18 protein-coding genes are annotated in these 24,010 nt (G+C 43.9%); 15 read left to right on the forward strand and 3 right to left on the reverse strand.

Features of this window, described 5'->3' with window-relative positions:
- Positions 1–364 precede the first annotated feature (364 nt).
- The 8 genes from C4S61_RS11730 to C4S61_RS11765 all read left to right on the forward strand — a co-directional run bounded on the left by C4S61_RS11730 (position 365) and on the right by C4S61_RS11765 (position 8,833).
- Positions 365–3,520 (forward strand): PVC-type heme-binding CxxCH protein, encoded by a 3,156-nt coding sequence (locus tag C4S61_RS11730; protein WP_103924996.1) that lies wholly within the window; start codon positions 365–367, stop codon positions 3,518–3,520.
- 369 nt (positions 3,521–3,889) lie between these two features.
- Complete coding sequence (locus C4S61_RS11735) at positions 3,890–5,002, forward strand: FG-GAP repeat domain-containing protein (RefSeq protein WP_103924997.1); 1,113 nt, start codon at positions 3,890–3,892, stop codon at positions 5,000–5,002.
- Positions 5,003–5,120: 118 nt separating this feature from the next.
- The gene (locus C4S61_RS11740; protein ID WP_103924998.1) at positions 5,121–6,545 is read left to right on the forward strand and encodes a PQQ-dependent sugar dehydrogenase; all 1,425 of its coding nucleotides are present in this window, start codon (positions 5,121–5,123) and stop codon (positions 6,543–6,545) included.
- Between the two features lie 216 nt (positions 6,546–6,761).
- Positions 6,762–6,908, forward strand: a complete 147-nt coding sequence (locus C4S61_RS11745; protein WP_103924999.1) for a DUF2975 domain-containing protein — start codon at positions 6,762–6,764, stop codon at positions 6,906–6,908.
- 2 nt (positions 6,909–6,910) lie between these two features.
- Positions 6,911–7,117, forward strand: a complete 207-nt coding sequence (locus C4S61_RS11750; protein ID WP_103925000.1) for a helix-turn-helix domain-containing protein — start codon at positions 6,911–6,913, stop codon at positions 7,115–7,117.
- 218 nt (positions 7,118–7,335) lie between these two features.
- Entirely contained in the window at positions 7,336–7,977 is a 642-nt protein-coding gene (locus tag C4S61_RS11755) for a YdeI/OmpD-associated family protein (protein WP_103925001.1), read from the forward strand.
- A 215-nt stretch (positions 7,978–8,192) separates the two neighbouring features.
- Complete coding sequence (locus C4S61_RS11760; protein WP_103925002.1) at positions 8,193–8,528, forward strand: HopJ type III effector protein; 336 nt, start codon at positions 8,193–8,195, stop codon at positions 8,526–8,528.
- A gap of 38 nt (positions 8,529–8,566) precedes the next feature.
- Entirely contained in the window at positions 8,567–8,833 is a 267-nt protein-coding gene (locus C4S61_RS11765; protein WP_103925003.1) for a hypothetical protein, read from the forward strand.
- A gap of 11 nt (positions 8,834–8,844) precedes the next feature.
- Here the strand turns inward: C4S61_RS11765 and tamL are convergent, their stop codons facing one another.
- Both tamL and C4S61_RS11775 read right to left on the reverse strand, forming a co-directional pair.
- A complete protein-coding gene (gene tamL / locus C4S61_RS11770) occupies positions 8,845–11,136 on the reverse strand; it encodes a translocation and assembly module lipoprotein TamL (RefSeq protein ID WP_235009939.1) in 2,292 nt (763 codons plus the stop codon).
- A complete protein-coding gene (locus C4S61_RS11775) occupies positions 11,123–16,039 on the reverse strand; it encodes a translocation/assembly module TamB domain-containing protein (RefSeq protein WP_235009941.1) in 4,917 nt (1,638 codons plus the stop codon). Before C4S61_RS11775 ends, tamL begins: the two co-directional genes overlap by 14 nt.
- A gap of 411 nt (positions 16,040–16,450) precedes the next feature.
- On the opposite strand from C4S61_RS11775, the gene C4S61_RS11780 reads away from it, so the two are divergent.
- On the forward strand, positions 16,451–17,479 hold the full coding sequence (locus C4S61_RS11780) for a glycosyltransferase family 4 protein (protein ID WP_103925005.1): 1,029 nt from the start codon (positions 16,451–16,453) through the stop codon (positions 17,477–17,479).
- On the opposite strand, the gene C4S61_RS11785 is transcribed toward C4S61_RS11780, so the two are convergent.
- Complete coding sequence (locus tag C4S61_RS11785; protein WP_103925085.1) at positions 17,476–18,123, reverse strand: Crp/Fnr family transcriptional regulator; 648 nt, start codon at positions 18,121–18,123, stop codon at positions 17,476–17,478. The two genes, C4S61_RS11780 and C4S61_RS11785, sit on opposite strands and share 4 nt — an antisense overlap.
- A gap of 96 nt (positions 18,124–18,219) precedes the next feature.
- Here C4S61_RS11785 and C4S61_RS21830 point away from each other — a divergent pair, with 96 nt between their 5' ends.
- From C4S61_RS21830 to C4S61_RS11820, 6 genes are all read left to right on the forward strand, one after another.
- Complete coding sequence (locus tag C4S61_RS21830; protein WP_160111235.1) at positions 18,220–18,417, forward strand: hypothetical protein; 198 nt, start codon at positions 18,220–18,222, stop codon at positions 18,415–18,417.
- Positions 18,414–19,808: a cytochrome ubiquinol oxidase subunit I gene (locus tag C4S61_RS11795; RefSeq protein ID WP_103925007.1), complete on the forward strand. Its 1,395-nt coding sequence runs from the start codon at positions 18,414–18,416 to the stop codon at positions 19,806–19,808. Before C4S61_RS21830 ends, C4S61_RS11795 begins: the two co-directional genes overlap by 4 nt.
- A 2-nt stretch (positions 19,809–19,810) precedes the next feature.
- A complete protein-coding gene (gene cydB, locus C4S61_RS11800) occupies positions 19,811–20,887 on the forward strand; it encodes a cytochrome d ubiquinol oxidase subunit II (protein WP_103925008.1) in 1,077 nt (358 codons plus the stop codon).
- Positions 20,888–21,097: 210 nt separating this feature from the next.
- Positions 21,098–21,745 (forward strand): peroxiredoxin, encoded by a 648-nt coding sequence (locus C4S61_RS11805; protein WP_103925086.1) that lies wholly within the window; start codon positions 21,098–21,100, stop codon positions 21,743–21,745.
- 634 nt (positions 21,746–22,379) lie between these two features.
- A complete protein-coding gene (locus tag C4S61_RS11815; RefSeq protein ID WP_103925010.1) occupies positions 22,380–23,099 on the forward strand; it encodes a VIT1/CCC1 transporter family protein in 720 nt (239 codons plus the stop codon).
- Positions 23,100–23,107: 8 nt separating this feature from the next.
- A complete protein-coding gene (locus tag C4S61_RS11820; RefSeq protein ID WP_103925011.1) occupies positions 23,108–23,890 on the forward strand; it encodes a DUF5995 family protein in 783 nt (260 codons plus the stop codon).
- The last annotated feature ends 120 nt before the right edge of the window (positions 23,891–24,010 follow it).

Below are 24,010 nucleotides of genomic sequence, written 5' to 3' on the forward strand. Positions count from 1 at the left end.
GGTTATTCATAGGAACGGGTTTAATTGTATTGAAAATAATTCCACCCAATTACACCATATAAATAACAGTCCCTATCCTGCCCAATCCTGCAAAACTTATTACAAATCATGGTTTTGGAGCAGGACAGGACAGGATGGTAATAGAAAAAAATAAGTTTCATTTTATCGTTTTTTCACTATCCTTCTATGTAAAAAAATAAAATAACAGGATACTACAGGACTGATATAATATATCATTTATAGAAGGTTTTTAAATACCCATAATTGTGCCTTTGGTTTTAACTATATTAAACTCACTTATATATATAGGAGTTGTAATTAACCATCTTTCTCCCTATACTTAATTCATATTTCAAATAACCCTATGAACTCACCCAAAATGCGCCTTGGCCAAGTCCTTTTTGTTTTAAGCCTATTCTTTTTTTCAGCCTGTACCAAAGAAAAAACACTAGAAATCCGAAAAAACTCACGAATCACGCTTGTTGGAAACAATCTCGGTTCCAGGATGATGCATTATGGACTTTTTGAAACTGAATTACACCTACGCTATCCTGATAGCACCTTATTTATAAGAAACCTCTGCGATCCGGGCGATACACCCGGCTTCCGTCCCCGATCCGGCACCAATGACCCCTGGGCCTTTCCGGGTGCTGCCGATTTTCAGACAGAATTTGCCACTAAATCAGGAAGCGAGGGCTTTTTGGAGAAACCTGATCAGTGGCTGACACGACTTCAGGCTGATATTGTGATTGGGTTCTTTGGGTTCAATGAATCGTTTCAGGGTCAGGATGGATTGGAAAACTTCAAAGCAGAACTCGAAGCCTGGATTCGTCACTCCAAATCCCAACAATATAACGGCAAAACTGCTCCTCAGCTCGCTTTGGTATCTCCCATTGCTTTTGAAGATATCACAGCGATAAAGGACGTTCCTGACGGAAAAAAGGAAAACGAAAATCTAAAGCTTTATACCGATGCAATCAAAGAACTGGCCGCAAAGCATGAACTTGTATTTGTGGATGCTTTCGCAGAAAGTCAAAAGTGGTACTCCCAATCGGATGAACCCCTTACCATCGATGGTTCGCAACTCAATGAAGCCGGCTACGCTAAACTGGCCGTTTTTCTTGCCGATAAGTTGTTTGGAAAAGAAGACCGAAAAGCGGAAGATAACCGGGATTTGATTCATCAAGCCGTGATGGAGAAAAACTGGATGTGGACCAATGACTACAAAATTCCGAATGGAGTTCATGTATTTGGCCGGAGATACGATCCCTTTGGTCCGGATAATTATCCGTTCGAACTGGAAAAAATCCGTCAGATGACCGCCATTCGCGATACCGCCATTTGGGAAGCTGCCTCCGGAAAGGTGAAAGATCTAGTTGGCGCAGACGCAAAAACCAGACCGCTCCCTGAGGTGGAAACCAATTACAATCCTCAAGCCAACGGTAGCCTGGAATACAAGTATGGAGAAGATGCTTTAAGCACTTTGAAAGTCCCTGAAGGCTACAAAATCGAGCTTTTTGCATCAGAAGAAGAATTTCCTGACTTGGCGAATCCTGTCCAACTTTCGTTTGACAACAAAGGTAGACTGTGGGTAGCCACCATGCCAAGCTATCCGCACTATAAACCCGGCGATCCCAGACCATCCGACAAACTCATCATCCTAGAGGATGTGGACGGAGATGGTAAGGCAGACAGACAGACCACTTTTGCAGATAATCTGCACATACCAGTCGGCTTCGAGATCGCTCCTGAGGGAGTCTATGTTTCCCAAGGAAACAACCTGATCATCCTGATCGATGAAAACGGCGATGACAAGGCAGACCGTAAAGAAATACTTCTCAGCGGATTCGACGATCATGACACCCACCATGCCATTTCGGCGTTCACCACAGACGAATCGGGAGCAATCTATATGGCTGAGGGAGTTTTCCTTCACACCAATGTTGAAACATCTTATGGCCCAGTCCGGGCTTCAAACGGTGGTTTTTATCGATTCGAACCAAAAAGACACAAGTTGGAGCGGGTCAGTCAGGTAAATATCCCGAATCCTTGGGGAATTGCTTTTGATGCCTGGGGGCAAAATTTCTATGCCGAAACCTCCGGTCCAAACGTCAACTGGATGCTTCCGGGCTCGACGTTACCCCGCTATGGAAACAGCAACTTCAAAGGTCCAAATCTGATTGAAAGGGCACACCTGGTCAGACCAACTTCCGGACTGGAATTCATTTACAGTCGCCACTTCCCGGATGAGGTTCAGGGCGATTTGATCATCAACAATACGATTGGCTTCCTTGGAACCAAACAGCATCAGGTTTTCGAAGACACGGTCGGATTTACCACCAAATGGAGACAGGATTTGATCGTGTCTGCTGATCGAAATTTCCGGCCTGTGGATATGGAGATTGCCCCTGACGGTTCACTTTACGTCGTTGATTGGCACAATATCCTGATCGGACACATGCAGCACAATGCCCGCGATCCGCTGAGAGACCATGTTCATGGCAGAATTTACAGAGTGACTTATCCATCGCGACCGTTGGTTACTCCGGCAAAAGTGGCAGGCGCAAACATTCCTGAATTACTGGAAAACCTGAAACTTCCTGAGTACAGAACTCGATACAGAACCCGTCGTGAACTTAGAGGCCGTGAAAAAGCGGAGGTCTTTTCAGCGGTGCAAGACTGGGTCAAGTCTCTGGATAAAAACGATCCCAATTACGAGCATCATTTGCTCGAGGGCCTTTGGGTCACCTGGGGTATCAACCAAGTAGATCAGGACCTGTTGAAACAATTGCTTCAATCCAAAGACCATCGGGTAAGAGCAGCAGCTACCCGGGTAGTAAGATACACCGGGCATCAGGTCAAAGACCAGGCAGACCTCCTAATGGCAGCTGCCAAAGACCCGCATGGACGGGTAAGAATGGAGGCGATTGCAGCAGCATCCTGGTTACCGAGAGCTATTGGGATCCCAATTTTGGCAGAAGCTGAAAGGCAACCCAAGGACAAAACTTGGATACCGGGAACGCTAGAAACTGCCGTCGCCCATCTGAACGGACTTTCTGTTCGGGAGAAAAAAGAAGAAGACATCAAATCCTCACTCACGGGATCGGATCGGGAGCTGTTTGTGCTGGGTAAAGAGATCTATGCCCGAGAAGGCTTCTGCAGCACCTGCCATCAGGCTGACGGTGCCGGCTTGACTGCTTCCCAATTCCCTCCGCTTCGAGGCACTCCCTGGGTGACGGGAAGCCCGGAGCGTTTGATCAAAATCGTGCTCAAAGGAATTATGGGACCTATCGAGGTGGCGGGGAAGGAATATCCCGGGCAGGTACCGATGACACCTTATGAGGGAATGCTCAATGATTCGGAAATCGCTGCTGTATTGACTTATGTCAGAAACTCATTTGGAAACCAGGCGAGCCCTATTTCTCCTGAGCTGGTTAGGCAAGTGCGGGAAGATGTGAAGGATAAAAGCGGCTTCTGGAGTCCTGAGGAGTTGCTGAAGGTGCATCCGATGGAGAAGTGATCTGATTGGAAGATTGAAAAATTGGAAGATTGGAAGATTGGAAGATTTCAGGCTTGAGAGATCTTCGATATTTGGCATCCAAAATTCGGATTGATGTTATTAAGTTATTTATAATTGGAAGTCCGGTGTTGGATGACAGATTTTCGATGTTTTCGAATTGGCTATTTGACATTCAGCGTTCGATATTCATTATTAGTCAATGATTAATAAACGTCACGATGAAGATATTGGGCGTCCTGCCTTGGATGGTAAGCTATTTGTTTAAAGATTATTTATCAAAAAAACGTCACTCACCTTAAACATGCTTGAGGTTCAATTTGGCCTCGTATTTCGTAAATCGTACTTCGTAATTTCCATCCAACGCTATTAATGAAACCCTTCGTAATCATTATCCTATTTGCCATTTCAACGGCAGTTTTTTCTCAATCCAAAAACATCAACTTCGAAAAACAGCTAATCGCATACGAAAGCTTTGAGTCCGTCGGGATAATGGACGTGGACAAAGATGGAATTCCGGATTTGGTGTCTGGCAGCTATTGGTACAAAGGCCCGAAATTTCTCGACCGCCAACTGATCGGTCAGGTGAAACGGTATGGGGAATACTATGAGGATTTCGCTACCATCCCGATGGATGTAAATGGAGATGGAAATATAGATTTCATCACGGGAGGTTGGTTTGAAGGCACGTTGACTTGGAAAGAAAACCCTGGAAATGGCAAAGAGTGGACCTCCCACCTCATCGCCGAAACTGGCAATATCGAAACCATCCGCGCCTGGGATATCGACGGAGATGGTACCCTCGAAATAGTCCCCAACACCCCTCGCAAACCCTTGGCCTTTTTCAAATGGGTTGGCCCAAATCAGTTTGAAAAGTATGAAGTCTTCGAAACGCAAGGCCATGGACTTGGCTTCGGAGATATCAACGGAGACGGCTGGGGAGATTTGATCAGTTCTTTTGGCTGGTATGAGGCACCACCGGATCTACGCTATGGAGAATGGATCTTTCACCCAACTTTTGAACTAGGAGATGTGAGTATTCCGATCATCGTCACCGACCTGACTGGAGATGGGATGAATGATCTCATTGTTGGAAATGGCCATGACTATGGACTCTTTTGGATGGAGCAGCAGCGCGATGCGGAAGGAAAAATCACTTTTATGAAGCATGATATCGACCCCTACCATGCGCAATACCATGTGTTGGAATGGATAGACTTAGACGGAGATGGCCAAAACGAACTGATCACCGGCAAGCGCTATCGTGCACACAATGGTAAAGATCCCGGTGGAAATGATGAAATCGGACTCTACTACTTCAAGTGGAATGGGAGAACCTTTGTCAAAAATGTGATCAGCTATGGACCATTTGGAGAAGGAAAAGGAACAGGGCTGTACTTTTCCATGGGAGACCTAAATGGTGATGGAAAAATCGATATCGCGGTAGCGGGGAAAGATGGCTTGACGGTCTTTTATCAGAAATAGAAATGTTGGCTGTCTGGCATCGGATGACCGATGTTTAAGCTAATCGAGATCTAATACACTTAGCCCGCGAAAAGAATTCCTTATCTTCATAAAGTAAATATCTTAAGTAAACCTCACCATGAAAGCTTCACACTCAATAGCCTTTTTGACAGGTTTAATCCTTGCTGCGTTCTCTGCTTCAGCCCAAAGTGGTGAGAAGGTGTATAAAATGTACTGCACGGGCTGTCATGGTGCTGACCTCAAAGGAACACCGGCAGGCACCTCACTTTTGGCAGAAAGTTTAAAGTATGGGAATGAACCTGCCGATATCAGCAAAGTCATTAGCAATGGGATTCCCAATACGACCATGATCAAGTGGAGTAATACCTTGCCATCACACGAAATCGGGGAACTTACCGAATACATTATAGGCATCAGAAAAAACCAAACAACCCAAGAAAAATCCACTGAAAACCTGGCTTTTAGCACCGAAGACTATACGCTCAAGGTGGAGAAAATAGTCACTGAAGGGTTAGTTTTTCCGTGGGGAATTGAGTTTGTAGACACTCAACGGGCCCTAATCACAGGAAACAAAGGGGAGTTGTATTGGGTGGTCGATGGCAAACTCGATCCCAAACGAGTGACAGGAATTCCTTTTATCTATGGAACAGACTTGGTTGGTGGGATGATGGATTTGGCTTTGGATCCAAACTACGCGGAAAATGGCTGGATCTATTTCGCCTACAGCCATAATCCAAAGAACACCGCGGACAAAACTTCGCCTGCAATGACCAAGTTGGTGCGGGGCAAAATAAAGAATTACCAATGGGTAGATCAGGAGACACTTTTTGAAGCTCCGGATTCAATCTTGGTCAGTGGGGGAACACGTTGGGGAAGCCGCCTTTTATTTGACACCGAGGGATACCTATATTTCACCACCGGAGACATGCAACAAAGCATAGCGGAAGGGATTAATCCTCAGTTGCCATCGCGGGCAGAAGGGAAAATATTCAGAATCTATCCGGATGGAAGCATCCCTAAAGACAATCCCTACTACGGACAAGAAGGGATGCTTCAGGGAATCTATGCGGTGGGCACCCGAAATGTCCAAGGTCTTGCCCAACATCCAATCACCGGAGAAATCTACTTTACTGATCATGGACCCAAAGGCGGAGATGAAGTAAACCTGCTAAAAAATGGCGGGAATTACGGTTGGCCGATAATCACCTATGGGGTGAATTACGATGACAGTCCCATCACGAGTTTGACTGAAAAAGAAGGCATGGAACAACCCCTAACCTACTACGACCCATCCATTGCAATCTGTGCGGCTGAATTTATCTACGGGAAGATGTTTCCGAAATGGACCAATAACCTGTTGATCACCGCACTAAAGGATCAGGAAATCCGAAGATTAGTGATAGATGGGGAAAAAGTTGTAAGCCAAGAAGTCATTATCAAAGGAATCGGGCGAGTGCGGGATGTCAAAATCGGACCTGACGGGGCTTTGTATGTATTGACAAATTCACCGGATGCGCTGCTTCGCGTGACACCGACGAAGTAAGGAGTTGACAATTTAATCTGGGGCTTTTTTACATCCTCGACCACTGGAAAGGGAGGTTTTTGAATCTATTGAATTTCAGGGGTTGATGAAAAAAGCAATTTGAAACAAACCAATTAGCTTAGATTAGGTAAACTCAGGTATTCATAGGCTGGAATTAGCTCCACCACCTCCCGTTCTCTTCAAATCTATCTCGCTCATCGATACGCCCAAAGCTTAGTGAAACGTGGCTATGATGTGGATTCCGTTGGACAGTTTTGGGACGACTATTCTGCTTTTTTGATGATGGCTGCAGTAGTCTTTGTAATCGCCCAGATTTTCAAAAAAGGCTTGGAATTGCAATCTGAAAATGATCTTACCGTCTAACTATGCCAATCATAGTAAACCTTGATGTCATGATGGCCAGGCGGAAAATGTCCCTCAACGAGCTTTCCGAAAAAGTAGATATTACGCTTTCAAACCTTTCCATTCTCAAAACGGGAAAAGCAAAAGCGATCCGATTCAGCACCTTGGAGTCAATTTGTGCAGCTTTGGAATGCCAGCCGGGGGATATTTTAGAATTCAGAGAAGAGTGAAAGAGTATCAAGTAGCTGGTATCAAGCATCTTGATCTTCGGTGTTCATTATTCATCATTCTGTGTTCGATATTTTTAAATTTCGAACTTCGAATATCGAATATCGAATGATGAAGAAAGAAAGGCGGAACCTTTAACTAGTTAACCATTAAACCTTAACTTATTTAACTTCGACTATTGAACATCGAATTTCGAATCAAGAACTTCGAATATCGAATAATGAATCAGCCCTTGCCCCAGCCCAATCCACAAGTAGATCAATTCCTTCTCGAAGGCTGCATGCGCTGCGAAAAGGGAGCAACACCAGCCTGCAAGGTTCATCGCTGGACGGAAATCCTCGAAAAACTCAGAATGATCCTCCTCGAAACTGAACTGATCGAGGAGCGGAAATGGGGCGTTCCGGTTTATACTTTGGGAGGAAAAAATGTAATTCTTCTGGGTGTCTTCAACGACTCCTGTGTGATTAGCTTCCTCAAAGGCAGCCTAATGAAAGATCCGGAAAATTTACTCGAACTTCCCGGCCCCAATTCCAAAGAAGGTCGAATCTTAAGGTTTACAAAAATGGAAGATCTCAAAAAGGTGGAATTGCATCTTCCCAACTACATTAGAGATGCCATAGAAATCGAAAAATCAGGCAGAAAACCCGAGGTACCTGTTCGTGGTGGAATGGAAATTCCGGAAGAATTATCTGAGAAATTTAACGAGCATGAAGGTTTGGAAAAAGCATTTTTCGCACTCACTCCCGGTAGGCAGCGAGGTTATCTGATTCACTTTACCGGAGCGAAACAAGCCGCAACCCGGCTAAGTAGAATCGAAAAGTGTGTTTCGAAGATCATGAACGGTAAAGGGATGATGGATTGACAATGATCAATTTTCAATGGACAATGATCAATTTTCAATGAGCAATTCTCAATGGAAAGCAACAAGTATCCACTTTCTTGAAATAATTTATTGAGTTTAACCATTGATCATTGATTTCCTTCCATGAAAATTGATAATTGAGTTTGATAATTGAGTTTGATAATTGAAAATTGAAAATTGAAACCGTTTCTATCTTGCACAAAAATTAAAGTAACATGACCCTTTTGGATAAAATCCAACATTCCTCTGAATCCATTTCCTTCTCAGAAGTCATTTCCCACGTCGATGCCAATTTCGACTTCACCCCTACCCGATTCACCAACGGCAATGCCGTCAATGAAGCCGGACAAAACAACGGGAGCTGCAAAATATTCGCTTTTGCGAAGCTGAACAACTTAACTGAAAAGCAAATACTGGCACTTTTTGGCGACTACTATCAGCTCGATGTTCTTGGTAATCCCGAGGGCTCGGACCATCAGAATATCCGCAATTTCATGAAGTCAGGATGGAAAGGAATTCGATTGGAGGGGAAGGCTTTAAGTCCAAGGTAAGCCTGATCCTTCAAAATTTTCCTCACACTCTCATAAATATGGAGGCAGATGAAGGAACTGGTGTCACCTTGGAAGTAAGCGCTGAAATAGACGGAGCTTGGAGCATAATCAAGACCGAGGAAAAATGCGAATTGATCCCAACTAGCCCTTCAAACCCCAAAGCCAAAGTGGCTATGAGCCCTGATACCGCATGGAAGCTGAGCTCCAAAAGTTGGAAACCGGATCAAATATCAGCCTTGGTTAAGATATCAGGAAATCAGAAATTAGATGCCAAGATTTTGGAAATCACGCGTTTTCTCGACTAAGAAAGGATTTCTTAAAAAGGGAACCCAATTGCAAAGTTGAAAATCAGGTTGTCACGTCTCCAGCTTTTGTCACCAAAGTCAAAATTGCGGACCCAACGCTCATTTTCAGGCAGGGAAGGGATTCGAAGCGGAGTGGCTAAGTCAAAGCGAATCACAAAAAACTCAATGTCAACACGCAGTCCAATTCCAGTTCCCACCGCAAGTTCATCCCACCAGGAGGAAGTGAATTTCCCGCCGGGCAGTGATTCATTTTCATTCATCAGCCAGAGATTTCCTGCATCAAAGAACGCAGCCCCTTTCAAAACAGAAATAATAGGAAATCTGTATTCAAGATTTCCTTCCAGCCGGATATCACCAGCCTGATCAAAGAAAGATGCCTGGTTAAAAACCTCCGGTCGGTAGGTACCCGGTCCCAGAGACCTGATTCTAAAAGCCCGGATACTGTTGGGTCCTCCCGCAAAAAACTGCTTGACATAAGGTAATGAAACAGAACGCCCCAGGGGCTTGCCTACTCCTGCCAAAAATCTGGTGGCCAGGGTGTGCTCTTTGGAAAATCTGAAGTAGTAGCGCAGATCCAAATCAGCTTTGGCATAATGGGCGTAAGGCATTCCTAAAAGTTCCCCGGATTTTGACCCGATGATATTGCTCACCGCATTTAGGCCACTTCCTGCCAAATCCAACCCGACTCCCACAAAAACCGCATGCGTTCTGAATTTGTCTGCGAGTTTATTATAATTGAAAGTATAATTCACCCCCGCAATGAACTGACGTTGGAAGCTGTTCCGAAGAAAAGGATTGGAATCCAAGATGGATTCAAATTCCTCGGACGTTTTGGTCAGGTTTACTACATTGATGCTCACCGGGTTGATTTCATGGTAAACAAAACGATTTGCGTTCCAGAAATACCCATAATTTCCCGAGAAGGTATTCAGACGGTACAAGCCCCCGCGATCCAGAAATTCAGTTCCCAAACTAATTTTCGTTTTAGGGACTGAGTAGCTAAAACGTTCCTTGATCGGAATAAAAAATATCACTCTGGGATAGATCAAATCGGCTTTCAATCCTAATTCCACTGAATTCAAACCTTGCACTCCCCCTCTACCCACCTGAAATTCATAGGCAAACTTCCCGGTAAGATTCAGTGTCTCACCGCCATCAAAGAGGTTTCGGTTTCGGTAAATAACATTTACCGCAGGGCCGGCAAAATTGTTGGATTTGGAGATTCCCTGAAGTTCCGCTCGCAGGGATCGCTTGGCCATAGGAGAAAGGTAAATATTGGCTCGCAGATGCCCTAGTGTGTCGTCTGCCTCCAGTTCCTCATACCGCAGATTCACGAAACGGTAATTGCCAATCGAGCTTAGGCGATTGCTGGAAAGCCTCGATTTAGTCGGATCGTAAAGTGAATCCTTTTCGATCAAAATGTAATCGTCCAATAAATTTGGCTTAAAAACCAGCTCCCCCTGAATAAAATTCTTTCCGTTGAGCGTTACGGTATCGATTAACTCAGCTTCATCATCAATGGAGTAATTGGGAAAAACATTGATTTCATCCACTTTGTAGGGAATAATTCCTGCCTTAGAGACGGAATTCTTGAATCTGAGGTACAAGTTGAAAGTCCGTGCGGAATCGCCTGAATTGGTATCAGCCTCAAAAATCAAGTACTCATCATTGAAGTTGTAATAACCTCTGCTTTTGAGTGCATCTTCGATTCGGACCCGTTCAGTGTTTAGTTTTGATAAGTCAAAGCGCGTACCGGGCTTCAATTCGGTATCTTTCAATAACTTGATGATTTCCCGATCGATCTCCATAGAGTCCCGATCCACCATCAAACTGTCCATCAGGTAAGGGCTGGATATCTGAACGGTATAAGCCAAGTCAGCAAACTTACCCTTTCGGCGGACGTCAGAACTGGTGATGCTGTAGAAAAAACCTCTGTTTTCGAGTCGGTTGAGAATGAGCTCCTCCGTTTGAGGGGGATTTACTTCACTAAAATAGATGGGTTTTTCTCCCAGTTTTTTATTCAAAAACCGATTGATAAATCCCGGTTTTTCTTGAGTGCCTTTGTAGTAGGCCCAAAGCCCAACGTACATCCCAAGTATTTTTTTATTAGGCTCAGGCCGCAAGAGTGCCTCCACTTCTTCGGTTACTTCTTTGATGTCATTGATATCATCACCGGACTTCAACTCTAGGGTAGCTCCCGTGTAGAGGTATTCATCTTCAGGAATAAATTTCTTTACACTGCACCCAAAAGTAAGCGCAAGAATAAAGGTCATTCCGGTGAAAAAAGCGCTAAAGGTCTTCATTTTCCTCCTTTTTGGTTTTACCTCGCTTTTCGAGTTCATCGATAGGATTTAGTCGGTTTTTTTTTGCCTCCGATTCTTTCCACAATTCCAGAAATGAGTTGAATTCCCGGGTGAAAATCACTCCAAATCCTGTCACAATCAATTGACCGTCGATGATACTTTCAAACTCATTTCGCTGAAATCCTCTTAATCGGTATCGCCCATTTTCTGTCAGTAAATACTCGATACTGACATTTCCCAAAAGCGCGTTGCCCTGTTGCTGATTTTGGGGGCTTCCTTCAACATCGACTTGACTTCCCACCTGCACCACAAGTCGATCATTAAACAGTTGCTTTCTGGCGCTGACATTCAGCTGAGTCCGTTCTTGGGGTGAATTTCCCTGATAGTCCGTAAAGCTGTCCAAGTCAAAGTCTAACTCAAAGCCGCTCTTTCCGAGCAAATTGCTCGAAAGTGCATTGAGCTGTCCTGATAGCACCTGGCTCACACTACTTCTTGCGATAGCTTCTGTGCCTCCTCCGGATCCATCACTTCCTGTAGATGGGAAAAACCGGTTCAAGACCAAAAGTGAAAACACCTGTTTGTTCAGCTCATCTTCCTGTTCGTTGACTTGCAACACTCTGGAATAGACATTTCCGCCCAAGGCACCTCGCTGCGCCTCCGGCATATCCAGTCGAAAAGAGATTTCGGGACGAAGCAGCTCGCCGTTGACATTGAGGTAAACGAGGAAAGGAAGCTCCTGAAAATATTGATTTCTGGACTCTCCCGACGCACTGGTCAGCTGCGAAGACATCAATTCACTCGAGGCAGTTCTGATCTCATAGATTGCGTTTATCGCCAATGTGGCATCCATTGGATCTCCATTCCAAGTGATCCGACTTCCCTGACCAATGGCAAATTTCCTGCTGACAAGGTTATACAGCGACATTTCATAGTGTCCGTCTCGAACTTCATAGTTTCCGCTTAGGGTAATCCTTCCGTTTGGATTGATTTCGAGATTAAGATCTGCACTGCCAGAAACGAGAAGATTATCCCCTGACCGCTCATCGACGACCAATCGAAATGATGCTTTTGGGTCAGCCTGAATAATTGCCCGAATGTCATATCCCACAAACCCACTCGTGGTCTCATCGGTCGCTCGGGTAAGGATGTCATAGGGATCACTTCGATTCACAAATACCACTACGCCATCCCGCTCCACGAGATCAAGTTGTGACTCCGGGATGATGATGGTCAATTCGGTATTCTCTTTAACGGTCAGATTTGCCACTACTTTGGGCAAATTGAGATCTCCCGTAACGGTCACATCAGCATCAATGATCCCCTTTCCAAAAAACAGATCGTTGTCCTTTCGGGTGGAATTAACCACTGAAAAATCTTTGGCAAGAAGCTTAAGATCAAAGGAAGGATTGATCAGACTTTCGGTGATAATCGCTCCCTCGATTTCGAATGTATTGTTGTTCTCATCACGGATCGTAAAGTCCCGAAAATAAACTCCTTCATTGTCCAATAAAATAGCTTCTTCTGAAAGCAGGTAATTTGCATTGAGCTGGGAGACGACAAATGCAGCCTCATTAAATTTGATTTCGCCCGTGTAATTGGGTTCTTGGGTAGTTCCACTTGCCTCTATTACCCCCGAGATATATCCGGAAGCATTCTCCAATTCACCTCCCGAAAGTCCGGCAAGGACTTCCATATCGATCTGATTTAGGTCTAATCGGACATTGAAGATCCCTCCGGCTTCAGCTGCTTTGAAATCCCCGCCCAAGTCCAAATTCATTCCACCGTCTTTCAGACTCATGGCTAGAATATAATCGCCAAGCGTCTCAGAAGTGGCCTCGAGATTCAAATTTCCCAACGGAACTTGTAGCAAATTCAAACTATCCACCTGCAATTGACCCAGTATACCCGGTGCACCAAATGGATTTTCCAATACCAATCTTCCATTGACAAAACCCGAGGCTATCAATTCATGTGGATTGAGCAAGCTGGTGAAAGTTTCCAATCTGAAATTGTCAAACTGAATCGCCAGGTGTTCATCGGTGATATCCACCAAGTCATTCCGAAGCGACAATTCCTGCTGATCGCTGAAAAATCTAAACTCCTCAAAATCAACAAACTTTTGGGCGATCTGAATGAGGTTGTTCTCCGGTATACTCCACTCCTGTGAATTCACCAGAAGGTTTTCGGGAGATACATGGATGCTCAGTGTATCCCCGGAATAGCCGATGTCGGTCGCGATGTGAACTGATTTTTCCTCTCCGGAAAATGAATTGAAGTCAAAGTAGAGCCTGGATTGCTGAAGTATTCCTGTGAAATAAGTCCGGTCCATGGCCAAAGGGCCGGAATTAAGCGCTAAAAATCCAAAAGCAAGGTCTAAATCATCATTGCTGGAATCGATCCTGATTCCCAAGCTATCGACTTCTGTTCCACCATATTTCACATAAGGAAAATCAATCCTCGCGAGCAGCTTGTCAGCCGGCTGGCTAAAATCCACCTGGATTCTAGCGCTATCCAATTGATCCAAACCCAGAAGAAGCACTTGATTAAGTATAGGTGCCTGATTGATTAAGAGATCCATTTCCATGGTAATGCCTCCCAAAGACTGACCCATGGTGTCTAGTTCATCCAGATGTTGTTTGAAATGCTGGGTAACCGCTGTAATCAAACTGTCAGGGGAAGTGTTTGATCGAAGAAAACCATTTAAAAGAAGACTTTTGATGGAGATGCTTGTGGAATCTTCCCGGATTCGTGCATTCAGATCCAAGGGGCCAAGGGGATAAGTTCGTTGATCATACAACACAATGGCATCGCTAAGACTGGTAGTCAAATCGAAATCAGAAGGGTTTCCTTCAAATTTTGCTTGAAAAAGCATTTTTGCACGGGTAGTTTGCCCGGCAAATCCCAACTTGTACAAATCGATGCCTTTCAAATCCAGGTTTAAATCAATAATTGACCGGGCTGTATCCAAACTCAAATTGGTCAACAGGTCGAAATTCAGAAACTCATCCTCCAGCCACATGTGGACATCGCCGACTCCATTTTCCAGCTGACCTTCCAAAGCCAATCCGGAGTAATCATTGCCATTGATTCGCAATCTGTCAAAGGAGGAGCTCAGCTGCGCACTCAGGTCATTCAATGTCGTACCGGAACCTTTGGCGGAAAGTTGAAAAGACAAGGTGTCAAGTCCGGCATTTCCCAAAATTGCTCCCAATTGGAGTTGATTTATACCCAGATCCGCATCAAAGGCCAAAATCTCATTGTTTTGAAAACTGCCATTCAGCAGGATATTTCCCAATTCCGTATCCAGTTCGACCTTAGCCAACACATCGTCCAGCTTTCCGGCTGCATTCGCGCTCAAGTTGATCTCTTGCGGTAAATTGAAATTGGCAAACTGAGATTCATCCATGAACCTGAATAGGGTCTCCCGATCGGTTCTTAATCCCAATTGCGGAAAGTCAAAAGTCAATCGCTCCGGATCCAAAACATGGGTCAACTGGCCATTTCCACGAAAAACCGATTCCCTCCATTTCAAATCCAGTAAATCTATGGCTAGCGAATTGAGATTTCCATTGGCTTTGAGCTGCGCATAAATTGGAGCGGTGGCGAGTTCACGCAAGAGCGTATCGTCTGCAAGCTCAGGCACCAAGAAATAACTGTCTTTGAGGTCAAGCCGGGTTTCGGTCAGGGAAATATCGAAGTCGGCTGTTTCGGGATTGTCCATGAGAAGCTGAATTGACTGAAAGCCCAATTCCGCCAATCCCTTCACTTGACTCTTGTTAGTTTCAATCCATAGATCTTGCAGCTGGGACGAGGACTCGGATAGAGAAAAGTCAAACCTCAGATTTTTCAATTCAAATCCTCCCGCTTCGACAAATCCCGCATCCCGTACCTTCAGCCCTGCCAGGTTATTTTCGAGAAATAAATCCTCACCGGAAAATCGAATATTTTCGATGAAAAGCACTTCAGGATTGAAATAGCCCTGTTGAGTCTGAAGGTCAGCCGTCTTTAAATCAACCGAGTTATTTTGTAGGGAAATGCTCCCAACCTGCACATTCCAATCGGGCCATACAAAGGGGATTGATTCGGCAGCAAGTTCCTGAACTTCTTCATCGACTCCGAAGTCATGAAATAAAATTTTTGAATCCAGCAGGCTGATCGTACTGAGTTCGACGATCTGATTTTGAAGATCAATTTTGGGAGCCTGAAGTATAAAGTTCCCGATTTTCAATTCCGCACGCTGTTGATCAACTCTGTTGAAATAGCTCGCAGTTACCTCATCCAGAAGGACATGATCAAGAATCAAAAACGGCAAAATCCCCTCTACAGAATCTTCCTCACTTGGTTCGAAAGGCTTGGTTTGAATGTAGGAAATTTGGGAATTATGGAGCGAAAAGTCTGAAATCCGAAATTGGGATTGTCCCAAATTGAAAAGCGGGATCGCAATCTCCAAAGCCCCAAGTCTCAGGGAGGCATCAATTCCCAGGGCTTCATCACGGTATCGAAGGTCAAAATCTTTCAGAGAAACAGGAGACAAGGTAATGGACAGGGCTGTGGTGTCTGCCTGTACGGGCGATTCATCTTTTATCGTCACTTCCCCATCTTGTGAAACAAATGCCTCAATTAAAAAATCAAAATTAAATTCCTCGGATAGCTCTGATCTGGAAATTGTTGCTTTTAGTCCCTCCCATTCCAGCTTGGTGATTTCGATAGCACCTGATTGGATCCATGGAGTAATTGCGACCCCCACCTCCAATTTGCGCGAATAAAGCAAGGTATCACCTGCCTTATCTTCCAAATAAAGGCCTTCGAGATACAGATTTCCTCCAAAGGTCAGGAAGAATTTATCCACAGAAACCTTGGTGTTGGTCTTATTGGACACATAGCTTGTGGCCTTTTTGACCACAATGCTTTGGCCCCAAGGACTTCGAATGAAAAGCAACAAAATAACCGCGATAACCAAAAGCGAGGCTATCGATACACCTAAAACCTTTAAAAATGTCCTGATGAATCTTTTGATAGGATTTAATTTTACTTTTTGGATTGAGGAGTAACCGCCTTTTCTTAATTAATAGTCAAGAAATTTGCCAAAAAGGGTTCAAAAAACGATCATTTATATAATCGGTAAACGATCAACATGTTTGACAATACTACGAAATTTGTGCAACATTCGGGTCATACGGGATAGGTACTGTCAAATCAAGCCAAGTAAACCCATGCGGAAAAACCATGAGAATTCAAGCGTTGATCCTTCCGGTTGATCATAATCCAGGTTAAACTTTTTACTTTGTAGGCCGAGTTCCGTTTCAACAGATCGATGATCCTATACATCTTCCCCGTTCGCACCGCATTTATCGACCGAGATTTGGAAATGATCAGTCCAGTGGCAAAGATCAAACCCTTGGAGTTTACGCAAAGCCCTGTTCTTCTCCCGTTTTACTTTATTCTTCAGTTTTTTCAGTTGCTTTGGTTCTTGCCTGTCACCTGCCAATACCTCTGTTTTTTTGGAGGATATCACAGTGTTTTGCCGGTTTGGTTTGGGCGGATTTTAGGTAAAAAATGCACCATTCAGGCAGGAGGTACGGACTGTATCAATATGCCGGAGATCGGCTATGGAAATTTTCGGAAAAAGTGGCTTCGGAAAGCTACGGTCTATTCGTTCAAAAACTGCTCCCTGATCCTGCCTGTAGCAGACGCCTTAGTCAAACAGGAGTACGCCTATGATCCGAAGATCAACCCCAAGCAAGGCCTATTGAATTTGATTCCCGATCTGAAAACGCCCATTCAGGTCATTCCAAACGGTTTCGATACCGATTTTTGGAGGGATTTAGGCAGAGAGCGAAGGCCTTTCAGTTTTATTTCCGTCGCCACAGGAACATCCAATCCATCCCGGGCAATTGTCAAAGGTTACGATCTCGTTGAAAAATTAGCCAAAAATCATCCGGATTGGTCCTTCACTTTGGTAGGGGATCCTGCCTACATTTCTTCAAATTCCAATGTGAAAATCTTGGGGAAACTAAAGGCTACCGAACTCTTGAAACAATACAACACCCATCAATTTTACCTTCAACTCTCCACTTCGGAGGGGTTTCCCAACGCCTTAGGTGAAGCAATGGCCTGTGGCTGTGTGCCAATTGGCTCGGCTGTAGGGGCGATTCCGGAGATCATAGACAAGACTGGATTTCTACTTTTTCGAAAAGAAATTAACGAGTTGGAAGCGCTCATTCTAGGTTTTGACTTATCAAAATCGAAGCAACTTTCGGCTGAAGCCTCTTTAAGAATAAAAAATGAATTCAACTTTGCGCATCGAAAAAAAAAGCTTCTAAAAGCACTCCTCCGGTCTTAGGAAAGTAATTCGATTTGATTCCGACTTACACGGACTACTCCACGCTGCTCTAATTTTTTGAGCAATCTGGTGATCACTTCCCTGCTTGAATTCAATTCTTGCGAAATCTGCAGGTGGGTTTTGTGGACAGTGGCGTTTTGGCTTGCCTCAGCATTTTTCTCCAAATACTCAATCAATCGCTCATCCATCCGATGAAATGCGATTCCGTCCACCACTTTAAGCAATTCTTCAAAGCGATCCTGATACGTGTCCATCACAAAATAATACCAGGACTTGTACTTGGGCATCCAAAGATCAAGCTTATCAATCGGTACCACAATCACGGTGGTTTTTTCCTCGGCAATCGCCTTAATCTTGGAATAGCCCTCACGGGCAGAGCAAATCATGGTTATGGCACAGGCCTCACCTGGACCGAGGTAATACAAGAATAGTTCATGATCATCCTCATCTTCTCTGAAAACCTTAACACAGCCTGAAACTATGAGGGGAATTTCCTCCACTTTCTGACCAATATCCATCATCAGGGTGTCCACAGCCAAGATATTTAATCTGGAACAGGCAAGGATTTCAGCTTTCAAATCTTTTTCAAATTGAGGAAAACACTCCTCCAGAAAATTCCCCAAATTATTTTTATTATCAGTCATGGTGATTGAATTTATTTCGGGTGACATCGATCACTTAAATCTATTTATTGAAAGTTAATTTTGGTAAAGTTTGTTCCAAATGAAAATCCCCAATTGATGAAATCGCGAATAAATATTCTTTTTCTGATTGGTATGGGATTGATGTTTTTGTTTCGGATTCTTACAAAAATACCGGACTTACCCGAAACAGTTTTTGGCTTTGATACACCAAAGCTATTGAAGATTCTCTTTGGACTGATTTTCATTATTGCCAGCTTGATTATTTACAGAAAACCAAAAAAATCCGCACCATGAATTGGGATGTAGAGACACTTTCAAGGATTCAATTTGCTTTTACTATCATGTTTCACTACATCTTCCCGCCATTCAGTATTGGATTGGGCTTATTGCTGGTGATCTATGAGTCACTTTTCCTGATCACTAAAAAGAAAATCTATGAAAAGATCACCCGGTTTTGGATCAAGATTTTCGCTGCAAATTTCTCTGTAGGAGTAGCGTCAGGTATTGTTATGGAATTTGAGTTTGGCACCAACTGGTCCACCTATGCGCGGTTTGTTGGAGACATTTTCGGTTCTCCGCTCGCTGCCGAGGGGATTTTTGCCTTTTTTCTTGAATCGGGTTTTCTGGCGATACTCTTGTTTGGATGGCATCGGGTCAAGCCCGGGATGCACCTCTTTGCCACCATTATGGTTGCCGCCGGGAGTATCCTCTCCGGCTTTTGGATCGTGGTGGCGAATAGCTGGCAGCAGACTCCTGTCGCCTATGATATTGTGGTGGATTACGGAATCAGAAGAGCAGTCATCACAGATTTCTGGGCGATGGTATTTAATCCTTCAGCCATGGTCCGATTTACGCACGTGATTATTGGAGCTTGGATTCAAGGAGCTTTCTTGGTCATGAGTGTCTCGGCTTATTATCTGGTCAAAAAAATCAATGTAGAGTTTGCCCAAAAGTCTTTTGCCATTGCCCTAGGAGTAGCCGCTGTTTCTTCTTTAGCTCAGCCTTTTATCGGGCATGAGCATGCCAAAATTGTCAGCGAGTGGCAACCGGCAAAACTTGCCGCCTTTGAAGGACTATACGAAACCCAAACCAAAGCGCCACTTTACCTCTTTGGATGGACTGATCCTGATACACGAGAAACCTCCGGTGTAGCCATACCGGGAATGCTCAGCTTTTTGGTGCATGGAGATTTTGACGGAGAAGTCAAGGGCTTGGAGGAATTCCCCGAGGAAGACTGGCCTGCCGTGAATGGAGTCTTTCAGAGCTATCACTTGATGGTGGCACTGGGAATGTTATTCATCGGAGTCACACTGCTGAGCTTGTTTTTACTTTGGCGAAAGCAGCTTTTTACTCCAAAATGGTCCTGGCTGATGAAACTTTACATTCCCGCAGTAGCCTTACCGGTGCTAGCCAATCAATTGGGTTGGGTATCCGCAGAGCGGGGCCGGCAACCTTGGATTGTGCAGGGACTATTGAGAACAAGTGAAGGAATATCCAAGTCTATCTCTGCCCCGGAAGTAATGATCTCATTGGTTTTGTTTGTCCTTGTGTACATCCTCCTGTTTTTCGTTTGGCTCTATGTGCTGGATCGGGAAATAAAGCACGGGCCAGAGCACTTAAGCACAGGTGTGGAAGCCGGATATCATAAAAAATCAGAACGAATGGACGTCATTAAACCGCATTGATCATGGATTTTAACGTAGTATGGTACATTTTAGTCGGGGTTTTACTTGTTGGCTATGCGATTCTGGATGGCTTTGATCTGGGGGTGGGGATTCTTCACCTGCGAAGCAAAGGAGATCATGACCGTCGCATCCTGATGAATGCCATTGGGCCAGTTTGGGATGGAAATGAAGTATGGCTGATCACAGCAGGTGGGGCACTTTTTGCAGCTTTTCCCAATGTGTATGCCACTGCTTTCTCCGGATTTTATCTCCCTTTCATGGTGCTGTTGATTGCTTTGATTTTTCGGGCAGTTTCGATTGAGTTTCGCAGCAAGGAACCGGGGAAACGCTGGAGGAGCTTTTGGGATGGAGGTTTCTCTATTGGATCGATTGTGGCTGCCTTTCTATTTGGAGTAGCCATTGGTAATATCGTCATGGGTTTCCCCATCGGCGAGGACATGGAGTATCAAGGGACGTTTTTCGACTTGCTCAACCCCTATTCCATAGCCTCAGGTTTTTTTGCCTTGAGCATGTTTGCGCTTCATGGAGGGATTTATCTCAATATGAAAACTGAAGGTGAGCTTCAGAAGCAAGTCCAAGGCTGGATCAAGCTGAATTACTGGATTTTCGTGATCTTCTTTGTGATCTTCTCCGGTATGACACTCTATCTGAAACCGGAAATGATCGCCAATTTTTCCTTTGGAAAAATAGATCTTCCGGGCAACAAACATGAACTGGTCGAAAATCACGAAACCATGATTTCGGTCTTTGCCTGGACAGTTGTGGTCCTGAATATTCTGGCCATTGCCAACATTCCGAGGATGCTTTCAAAAGGTCGGGAAGGTTGGGCCTTTATTTCTTCAGCAAGTATGATCGGTGCAGTGGTGATGCTGTTTGCCTTGGGTATTTTTCCAAACCTGATGGTTTCTAATCTCGATCCCAAGTTCAACCTGGATATCTACAACGGTGCCTCTTCGGCTTACACGCTAAAGACTATGGCCATTTTGGCGTCATTTGGGCTACCATTTGTCGTATCGTACACCACCATCATCTATTGGACCTATCGGGGAAAAGTGAAATTAGATGATAGTAGCTATTAAAAAGTATTCTTTCGAAAAGTCCTCAAAATATAACGAAGAAGAATGCTCAGCACCTCTCGAGAAATCTAAACAAAAATCAGAGTAGTCAGCGGCTTCAAATTGTAGAAAGATCCCCAAATCAGACTTGGATGTGAGTTTAGTCACCAGTAAATGAATTTTCAGCAGGTAGATTTGTTCTATCAGATTTCAAAAACGATAAATAATCATATCATGGAAGATCAACAATTAACTATGCCAAGAATCGGGGATATGGCTCCTGATTTTGTAGCTATGACTACCACTGGAAAGATGCAATTTTCCGAATACATCAAGGGAAAATGGGTAATTCTATTTTCACACCCAGCTGATTTCACGCCTGTCTGTACTACTGAAATGAGTGGATTTGCTTTGGAACAAAAGTTCTTTGACGAGCTTGATACCAAATTGGTCGGCTTGAGTATCGATAGTATCCATTCCCACATTGCTTGGGTGAATAATGTAAAGAAAAACACCGGGGTTCTGTTCGAATTTCCAATCATTGCAGACATAGACATGAAAGTATCGAAGCTATACGGAATGCTGCAGCCTGGAGAAAGTGAAACTGCCGCAGTCCGTGCAGTATTTTTCATAGATCCAAGCGGAAAAATCAGATTGATCATGTACTACCCGCTCAATGTAGGACGAAATATGGAAGAGATTAAGCGCGTCTTGCTAGCCTTGCAAGCTGCTGATAAATATAAAGTAGCGATGCCTCTGAACTGGAAGCCTGGAGAAAAAGTAATTGTACCTCCACCAAAGACAGTAGAAGAAATGCTGGAGCGTGAAGCGAGTGATTATGAGATGGTGGACTTCTATTTGGCTAAAAAAGAGCTCGTTTAGCACTTAATTTGGATTAAAGGGTTAATTAAATGGGAAAGCCTTTTCGAAATATTCGGGAAGGTTTTTTTGTTTTCAGGCCAAAAATCAGAATCTTCTGGAAATCGATTTCAGAAAACTCCAAAAACCAGATTTTGAACTTTTCACACTTTTTTGTTAAAAAAGAGCAAATTTTTAAACCAGTTTTTAAATTTTTGACATAAATCAAAAACTGCTGGGCAAAAAATAAGGGAGCCTTTTTAAAATTAGGCTCCCTATCAGGGTTTATTGTGAATGGATTAAAACCATATAAACTTTGGCAAAGCACTGGGTTAAACAATTATTCTGTTTGCTAAAGTTTATTAAACCTATTAAAACCAAACAAACAATCAAAATTTCAGTTAAAAATTTTTGATTTATTTTTAAATCCAGCTTTTAAGATTTCGCAACTTCTCGGTCAACTTCATTCAATTTTTCAATTAACTTGAGTACAAACCCGCCACTTAATGAAAAAAAACTTCCTTTCCCTGGTAATCCATTTTGTCATCGGGATCAATACCGTCCCACAATCTAGCGAGGCCAAATGAAATCCCGTAAAATCTGCGCAGGAACGGGAGAAAATGTTAAGCGCTTTTTCCTTGAAAATCTAAAGTAGGACATGGAAAACAACATTCATTTACCCAAAACAAATTTTGGAAAGCTACAAGAGTACCTGCGGGAATTTGTCTATGGTGGGATTGATGGAGCGGTGACTACCTTTGCCGTGGTGGCGGGAGGTTTTGGAGCCAATTTGAATCCGGGAATTCTGATTATTTTGGGCCTTGCCAATTTACTGGCGGATGGTTTTTCGATGTCTGTCGGAGCTTACCTCTCTGCCAAAAGTGAGGGCGATAATTTTGGCAAGCATGAGAAAATCGAGTATTGGGAAATCGAAAATCTCCCTGAAATGGAGCGGGAAGAAATTGCCACTATCTACCGTAAAAAAGGTTTTAAAGGCGAACTTTTGGAGAATATCGTGAATCACATCTGCTCAGACAAAGACTTGTGGGTAGCAGAGATGATGAAGGACGAACTTGGAATGATGCGGGACAGCAAAAGTCCATTTAAGATTGGCTTGGCCACCCTGATTTCCTTTGTGTTGGTCGGCTTCATTCCACTGATGGTCTACCTCTACGATTTCTTTTTCCCAACAGATCTCAATATTTTTCTTTGGACCAGCATACTTACCGGACTCGCCTTCATGATTGTCGGCTGGCTCAAAGGCATTGTAAACCAAACCTCCAAGCTTAGAAGTGTTTCCGAAACCTTAGGACTGGGGCTTCTGGCCGCAGTAGTAGCCTTTTATGTCGGAGATTTGTTAGAAAGCTTTTTTATGTAAAATCAAGGATGAAAACCATTCAAGAAGTATTGATCCGGCTGGATCAAATCATAGCCGAATGCCAAAGCGAACAATCCCGAATCGGCTATTTTGCAATCCTATACCGTCAAGTTACGCGCAGAGTTCGAGACGGAATTTTGGCGGATGAATTTGAAGACAATCCAAGAATGGAAATCTTGGACGTCCTTTTTGCAAAGCGGTTTGTCGATGCCTATGAACTTTGGAAAAGTGGCGCCAAGCCCACCGAAAGCTGGAGGCTGGCTTTCGAAGCAAGTAGAGATTCTGGACACCTCGTTTTGCAGCATTTATTCCTGGGAATCAATGCCCACATCAATTTGGATTTGGGAATTGCAGCTTCCGAAACCATGTTGGGGAAAGACTTGGCCGGAATCAAGGGAGATTTCAATAAAATCAACTCAGTCCTGGCCGAGCTGTTGGACGGGGTCAAAGCAAATATCAGCACAGTCTCCCCTATTTTCGGATGGCTGATCCCTTTGGCCAAAGGGCGTGACGAAATGCTGCTCAACTTTTCCATCCAAGTTGCCCGGGACGGCGCTTGGAAATACGCAGGAGAATATCATTTGGACCCGCACAAGGATTTTCAGGTCAGAGAACGTGATACCAACATCTCCAAACTGGCAAAAAAGCTAATCAATCCCGGAAAGTTTCTGGCTTTTATAGTGAAAATAGTTGCTTTCGCAGAGTGGAAATCTGTATCCAGAACAATGGAACAGCTGGATATAGTGGCCGAAAAAACGCAAAACAACCTTCAAATTGATTCAAAAATTTAACTTACAAATAATTCAAGGCAAAAGGCCGAGATAATAGTGATGATCTACACCTACTGAAGTCCTAAATAAAAGTCTTTTGATGCGTTTTAATTCACAGACATCTAGCTCAAAGTAGCGAAC

Origin of the sequence: Algoriphagus boritolerans DSM 17298 = JCM 18970 (genome assembly GCF_900108085.1) — a bacterium.
Taxonomy (GTDB): Bacteria; Bacteroidota; Bacteroidia; order Cytophagales; family Cyclobacteriaceae; genus Algoriphagus; species Algoriphagus boritolerans.